The sequence below is a fragment of the Nocardioides sp. P5_C9_2 genome, assembly GCF_054049555.1.
Map to the genome: position 1 here is coordinate 1 of NZ_JBFUMD010000185.1, position 6,854 is coordinate 6,854.

The 6,854-nt window shown below is 71.8% G+C and carries 6 protein-coding genes; 3 read left to right on the forward strand and 3 right to left on the reverse strand.

Annotation, left to right across the window (positions count from 1 at the left end):
• On the forward strand, positions 1-2,020 hold a 2,020-nt coding region (locus ACXJKL_RS10885; RefSeq protein WP_457207068.1), incomplete at its 5' end, for an SDR family oxidoreductase.
• A 9-nt stretch (positions 2,021-2,029) separates the two neighbouring features.
• Entirely contained in the window at positions 2,030-2,887 is an 858-nt protein-coding gene (locus tag ACXJKL_RS10890; protein WP_457207069.1) for an MOSC domain-containing protein, read from the forward strand.
• Here ACXJKL_RS10890 and ACXJKL_RS10895 read toward each other — a convergent pair.
• A complete protein-coding gene (locus ACXJKL_RS10895) occupies positions 2,865-4,517 on the reverse strand; it encodes a hypothetical protein (protein WP_457207070.1) in 1,653 nt (550 codons plus the stop codon). The genes ACXJKL_RS10890 and ACXJKL_RS10895 overlap by 23 nt on opposite strands.
• 146 nt (positions 4,518-4,663) lie before the next feature.
• Complete coding sequence (locus ACXJKL_RS10900) at positions 4,664-5,488, reverse strand: sulfurtransferase (protein WP_457207071.1); 825 nt, start codon at positions 5,486-5,488, stop codon at positions 4,664-4,666.
• 54 nt (positions 5,489-5,542) lie between these two features.
• Here ACXJKL_RS10900 and ACXJKL_RS10905 point away from each other — a divergent pair, with 54 nt between their 5' ends.
• Positions 5,543-6,196 (forward strand): thymidine kinase, encoded by a 654-nt coding sequence (locus tag ACXJKL_RS10905; RefSeq protein WP_457207072.1) that lies wholly within the window; start codon positions 5,543-5,545, stop codon positions 6,194-6,196.
• Positions 6,197-6,212: 16 nt separating this feature from the next.
• On the opposite strand, the gene ACXJKL_RS10910 is transcribed toward ACXJKL_RS10905, so the two are convergent.
• Positions 6,213-6,854 (reverse strand): alkaline phosphatase family protein (locus ACXJKL_RS10910; protein WP_457207073.1); only part of this gene is annotated, 642 nt, incomplete at its 5' end.

The window sequence follows — 6,854 nt, forward strand, 5'->3', positions numbered from 1 at the left end:
GTCCGGTCGCATGTCGTACTTCGTGACCGGCGCCACAGGGTTCATCGGCCGCCACCTCGTCGAGGAGCTCCTCGACCACCGCGAGGGCGACGTCTTCGTCCTGGTGCGGGAGGGCTCGCAGGCCCGCATCGACACGCTGATGCGGGGCTGGGACGACCCTCGGGTCGTTCCCGTCACCGGCGACCTCGGCGCGCCGGCGCTGGGTGTCGACCCGGCCTGGGTCGCCGCGCACGCCGGGCAGGTCGACCACGTCTTCCACCTTGCCGCGATCTACGACATGACCGCCGACGACGCGACCAACGACGCGATGAACGTCGAGGGCACCCGGCACGCGCTGGCGCTCGCCGAGGCGCTCGACGCCGGCTGCTTCCACCAGGTCTCCAGCGTCGCGGCCGCGGGCGACTTCCGGGGGGTCTTCGACGAGACGATGTTCGCGGAGGGGCAGCACCTGCCCTCGGCCTACCACCGCACCAAGTACGAGTCCGAGCGGATCGTCCGCGAGGAGTCCTCGGTGCCGTGGCGGGTCTACCGGCCGGCGATCGTGGTCGGGCACTCCCAGACCGGGGCGATGGACAAGATCGACGGGCCCTACTACTTCTTCCCGCTGCTCAAGCTGTTGCGCGACACCCTGCCGGCGTGGCTCCCCCTCGTGGGTGTCGACCTCGGCGACACCAACGTCGTCCCGGTCGACTACGTCGCCTCGGCGATGGACCACCTCGCCCACCTGCCCGACCGTGACGGCGAGGCGTTCCACCTCGTCAACCCCGAGCCGCAAGCGGTCGTGGACGTCATCAACCTCATCTGCGCGGCCGCCGGCGCGCCGCGGTTCGCGACGCCGATCGACCGACGGGTCACCTCGGCGGGACTTCTCGGCCTGGTCCCCCGCGCCCTGCGTCCCTCCACCGTGGTCGCGGCCGCGGTCCGGTCGACCGCGGGACGGCTGGTGCTCGACCAGACGCTGGGGCGCGCGGGGATCCCGGCCGAGGTGCTCGGCCACACGAGCTTCGCGGCGACCTTCGACTCGCGTCGTACCGAGAAGGCCCTCGCCGGCTCGGGCATCTCGGTGCCCGACCTGGAGTCCTACGCCGGCACGCTGTGGGGCTACTGGGAGGACCACCTCGACCGGGCCACCGGACGCGACCGCTCCACCCGGGCCGCCCTCGAGGGCAAGCACGTCGTCATCACCGGCGCCTCGTCCGGGATCGGGCAGGTGACCGCGCTCAAGGTGGCCCAGGCGGGCGGCATCCCGGTGCTGGTCGCCCGGGGCAAGGACAAGCTCGAGGAGACCCGGGCGATGATCGAGATGCGGGGCGGTCAGGCCCATGTCTACTGCTGCGACCTCTCGGACCTCGAGTCGATCGACCGGCTCTGCGAGCAGCTGGCCGCCGACCTCCCGTCGGTCGACTTCATCATCAACAACGCCGGTCGCTCGATCCGACGGTCCCTGCGGCTCTCGCAGGACCGGTTCCACGACTTCGAGCGCACCATGCAGCTCAACTACTTCGGGGCCGTCCGGCTGGTGATGGGGCTGATGCCCGTCATGCAGCAGCAGAAGTCGGGGCACGTGGTGAACGTCAGCTCCATCGGCGTGCAGACCAACCCACCGCGCTTCTCGGCGTACGTCGCCTCGAAGGCCGCCCTGGACTCGTGGTCCAACGTCGTGGCGAGCGAGGTCGTGGGCAACGGGATCACCTTCACCAACATCCACATGCCGCTGGTGCGGACGCCGATGATCGCGCCGACCACGCTCTACGACAAGTTCCCGACGATCAGCCCCGCCCAGGCCGCCGACATCCTCGTCCGGGCCATGGTCGAGCGTCCGCACGATATCAACACCGCGCTGGGCAACGTCGGCGCCGTCGCGCACACGATCGCCCCCAAGGCGACCTTCCGGCTGCTCAACATGGCCTACCACGTGTTCCCGGACTCGGCGGCGGCCAAGGGCCAGGCCCCCGAGGCGGGCACCCGCGAGTCCGAGCAGATCATGCTGGCGAAGGTGTTCAAGGGCGTTCACTGGTAGAACGACGGCGTGCAGATCACCTCCATGGCCGTCCATCCCGTCAAGAGCACCGCGATCCGGCCCGTCACCACCGTCGCCGTGCTGCCCCGGGGGCTYGAGGACGACCGCTCCTGGGTGGTCGTGGACGCCGACGGGGTCATCGTCACGGCCCGTGAGCAGCACGGCCTCTTCGCGATCACCGCCGACACCCCCCGCACCGACCCGACACTCGACCGGGCCCTGCGGTTGAGGGCGACCGACCTCCCGGACCTCGTGCTCGACCACCCCTGCGGCGACCTCGTCCGCGTCCGCCTGTTCTCCCAGGAGCTCCAGGGGGTCCCGGCCGGCGGGGACGCCGACGCGTGGGTGCGCCAGGCGCTCGGGCGCGACGACGTCCGGCTCGTCTGGTGCGACGACCCGACCCGCCGTCGGCTCAACCCGGCCTTCTCCGCCCCGGGCGACCACACGGCGTACGCCGACGGCTACCCGGTGACCATCGCGAGCGAGGCGTCCCTGCGCAGGCTGAACGACTGGATCCTCGAGGGCGCGCTCGCTCGCGGCGAGGAGCCCCCGGCGCCGCTGCCGATGGAGCGGTTCCGGCCCAACCTGGTCGTCGACGGCGACGAGGCGTTCGCCGAGGACTCCTGGACCGGCGTCACCATCGGTGCCGTGCGGTTCCGGGTGGCCAAGCCGACGGACCGGTGCGTGATGACCACGATCGACGCGGGGTCGCTGACCACCGGCAAGGAGCCGATCCGCACCCTGGCCCGGCACCGGCTCGTCGACCACAAGACGCTCTTCGCCGTCAGCCTGGTCCCCGAGTCGCCCGGCACCATCGCCGTCGGCGACGAGGTCAGCGTCAGCGTCAGCGGACCTTGCCGACCTTGACCTTGACGGTCTTGGAGGTGGAGCCGACCGTTGCCGTCACCTTCACCGCGATCTTCGTGCCCTTGAGGGCCTTGGTGACCTTGAGCGTGGGCGTGGTCGCCTTCTTGATCTTCCTGCTCCCGGCGTACCACTGGAACCTGTAGGACACCGTCGAGCGGGAGACCAGCGCCCGGTAGTGCTTCAGCCTCAGCGTCGAGCCGACCTTGAGCGCGCCCACCACGTCCATGGACCTCGGGAACGAGATCGACGGAGCCGGAGCCGGGGCCGGGGCCGGGGCAGGAGCCGGGGCAGGGACCGGGGCGGGAGCGGGGGCGGGTGCCGGTGCCGGGACGACCGGGCCGACGTACTCCGTGCCGTTGCGGTCGTCCTCGTAGCCCTCACGCGAGGCGATGACCCGCAGGGAGATGAACTCACCCTCGTCGGCCGCCGTCAGGGTGTACTGCGACGAGGTCGCGCCCGGGATCGCCTGGAGTCCCCGGTACCAGAGGTAGGAGACGGTGGTCGGCTCCGGGCTGTAGGTGCCTGCGATCGCGGTGAGGGTGCTCCCGACCTGCGGGGTGCCGCCGATGGTGGGTTGCGTCAGGCGCTCGAAGTACCTGGTGTCGTGCTCGCCGACGACGAGCTGTGCGTCGATGCCCGGGACGCTCACGTCATCCCCGATCGCGATGTCGTCGGCCAGGTCGAGGCTCCCGGCGTTGTCCCAGAACTCGTGGAGCGGAGCGTCGCTCGTGYCGCCCTCGAACCCGACGCGGTAGGTGCCCTTGGCGAGGCCGTCCAGGACGTAGGTACCGCTGTCGGTGGTCACCGCGGCGGTGACCGGGTCCCACGTGTCGCCAGCCCGGACGTAGGCGTAGACCTCGACGCCACCGAGGTCCGCGCCCCCCACGTCCGTCACGGTGCCGGTGATCTGCGAGGACTCGGCCAGCTCGGCATCGATGCCGGGCCTGGTGGCCCCGGCAGCCACGGCGACGTTCTCGGCCGCGGTCAGGCTCGCATGGTCGTCGTAGTACTCGGTGGCGTGCACCAGGGAGTCGTCGGAGAACTCGATGCGGTAGGCGCCCGTGGTGAGGCCGCCGAGGTCGTAGGCACCGCTTCCGTCGGTGTCGGCGAACTGCACCTGCTGCCAGTAGCTCTGCCCGTCGTCGAACATCTCCTGGTAGGCGGTCACGCCGACACCCCCCAGGCCGTTCTTGTCGGGACCGGTCACCCTGCCGGTGATGTGGCTCGCCGCAGCCAGCACCGCGTTCGCGGGCACGGTGTCGCCGGCCGCCGGGAGGACCAGGTCCGTGCCCCCCTCGACGGTGGCGGCGTCGTCGAAGTACTCACCGACGAGCGCCTCGTTGCCGAGGAAGTGGACACGGTAGGTGCCGAGCGGCAGCGTCAGGGCGTACAGGCCGTCCTCGTCGGTCGTCGTGTACGCCGCGTCGATCCCGGGGCTCTGCCAGACGCCGTCGACGTACTGCAGGGCCTCGACCTGCACGCCCGCGGCGACGCCCCCGCCCGCCCGGGTCACGTCGCCGAGGATGACCCCCTCCCCCTCGGCCTGGGCCGAGGGGGCGATGCCGACGACGCCCAGGAGCAGGGTGGTGGCGAGCAGGGCGCCGGCGGGCCGACGCAGTCGAGAAGTCATGTGGCGCTCCGAGGTGGTGGGTTGCCCGCGCCGCGAGTCGGCTGACCGGTCCCTTCGACGGTAGGAGCGCCTCGCTGCAGGCCGTCGCGACTTCGCCAAACCTTGTCCAGACCGGTACGACCGGACTAGTCCACCTCGGTCCGGTCTCAGCCGCGCTCGACCGGCCGGTCCGGGTCCGCCACCCAGCCGCTCCAGCTCGACGCGAAGAGCGCCGCCCGGATCCCCACGAGCTCCAGGGCAAGGATGTCGTGGGTCGCGGTCACTCCCGAGCCGCAGTACGCCGCCACCTCGGTGCCCGCGGTCGCGCCGACGCCGTCATACAGCGCCCGCAGCTCACTGACGGCCCGGAAGTGGCCGTGGTTGTCCAGGTTTCGCCCGGTGTCGACGGAGACCGCGCCCGGGACCCGGCCGGCGACCGGGTCCACCGGCTCCACGTCACCTCGGAAGCGCTCCTCGGCCCGCGCGTCGACCACGACCGGCACGGCGGCCAGGTCGTCGGCGGACACCACCGGCATCGACCCGGGACTGCCGTGGAAGTCCCCGCGCTCCGGCGCGACGGCTCCCGTCTCCACCTCTCCCCCGGCGGCCACCCACGCGGTCCAGCCGCCGTCGAGCACCCGGACGTCGCGGTGCCCGTGGTGGCGCAGCAGCCACCACGCGCGGGCGGCGGCGCGGCCCTGCCAGTCGTCGTACACGACCACCGACGAGCCGAGGTCGACCCCGGCCCGCTGCATCGCGTCGATGAGGCGCTCGCTGGTCGGAAGTGGGTGTCTGCCGCGGTCGTCGACCGGGTCGGACGGCGGGTCGGACAGCTCGGTCTCCAGGTCGACGTACGCCGCTCCGGGCACATGGCCGGCAGCGTGCTCGGCGAGTCCGGGTGGCCCGCCCAGCCGGTAGCGGACGTCGAGGACGATCACGCCGGGGTGTGCGTCGCGGAGCTCGTCCGCCGAGATCAGTGGAGTGTCGGACATGACACCCATCCTGCACCCGACCGCACCGGCCACCCTGTGACAGGATCGCTCCTCGTGGCTGAACTGCACTTCTTCACCGGCACCATGGACTCCGGCAAGTCGACCCTGGCGCTCCAGACCAACCACAACCACGCCGCGCGTGGGCGGGTGGGCAGGATCTTCACCTCCCACGACCGCGCCGGCGAGGCGGTGCTGTCCAGTCGGCTGGGGCTGACCCACGACGCCCTGGAGGTCCCCCCCGACTTCGACTTCTGGCAGTACGTCGTCAGCACGCTCACGGCGGGCGGGCGCATCGACTACCTCATCTGCGACGAGGCCCAGTTCTACGAGCCGGTCCAGATCGACCAGCTGGCCAAGGTCGTCGACGAGCTCCAGGTCGACGTGTTCGCCTTCGGCATCCTCACCGACTTCCGCACGACCCTCTTCCCGGGCTCCCGGCGCCTCGTGGAGCTGGCGGACCGGATGAACGTCCTCCAGGTCGAGGCCCTGTGCTGGTGCGGCAAGCGCGCCACCCACAACGCCCGCACCGAGAACGGCGTCATGGTCGTCGAGGGCGAGGTGGTCGTGGTCGGCGACGTGGAGACGGTGGACGAGCCTCCGGCCGAGGTGGCCTACGAGGTCCTGTGCCGCCAGCACCACCGGCGCAGGCTCACCGCGGCGCGCGCCAAGGCCGTCAGCCTGGCACCTGAGCCGCTGCCGTTCGGCTGAGGCGGACGGCCGGGGCTCAGCCGACCAGGACGGGGATCAGCATCTCGTCCGAGGTGAGCGAGCCGTGCAGGCCGACGAGGGACATCTCGTAGCCGAAGTCCCGGCTCGACATGATCGCCGTGTCGCCCCGGCACGCCACCAGCACGTCGCCGATGCGGGACATGACGTCGGGGGACGACGCCCCGAACCAGCCCCGGTCGACGGCCTCGTCGCGGGTCAGCACGGTGGCCCGGTCCCGCAGCACGTCACGCCACGTGGCGACGATCGAGGGCACCGCACGCTGGGAGCAGTAGAGGTGGCGGAAGCGGGCCTCGCCGCCCATCAGCGCGACTCCGTCGCGGAGCTCGGTGCGCTCGTCGACGTCGACGCGCGCCTCGGGCGGGCTGTCGACCATGCCGTGGTCGGCGATGACGAGCAGGCGGGTGGAGGCGGGCAGCGCCTCGCGCAGCTGCTCGGCCTCCGCATCCACCATGGCGAGCTGCTGGAGCCACTGGCTGGAGGCGACCCCGAACTTGTGGCCGGTCCAGTCGAGGTCGGAGTCGTAGACGTAGGTCAGCGACGGAGAGGTCCTGGACGCTGCCACGACCCCGGCGATCCGCTCGCCGACCCGGTCGGCACCGACGTACCCGGCCCCGCGGTGGGCGGCGACGGTGAGCCC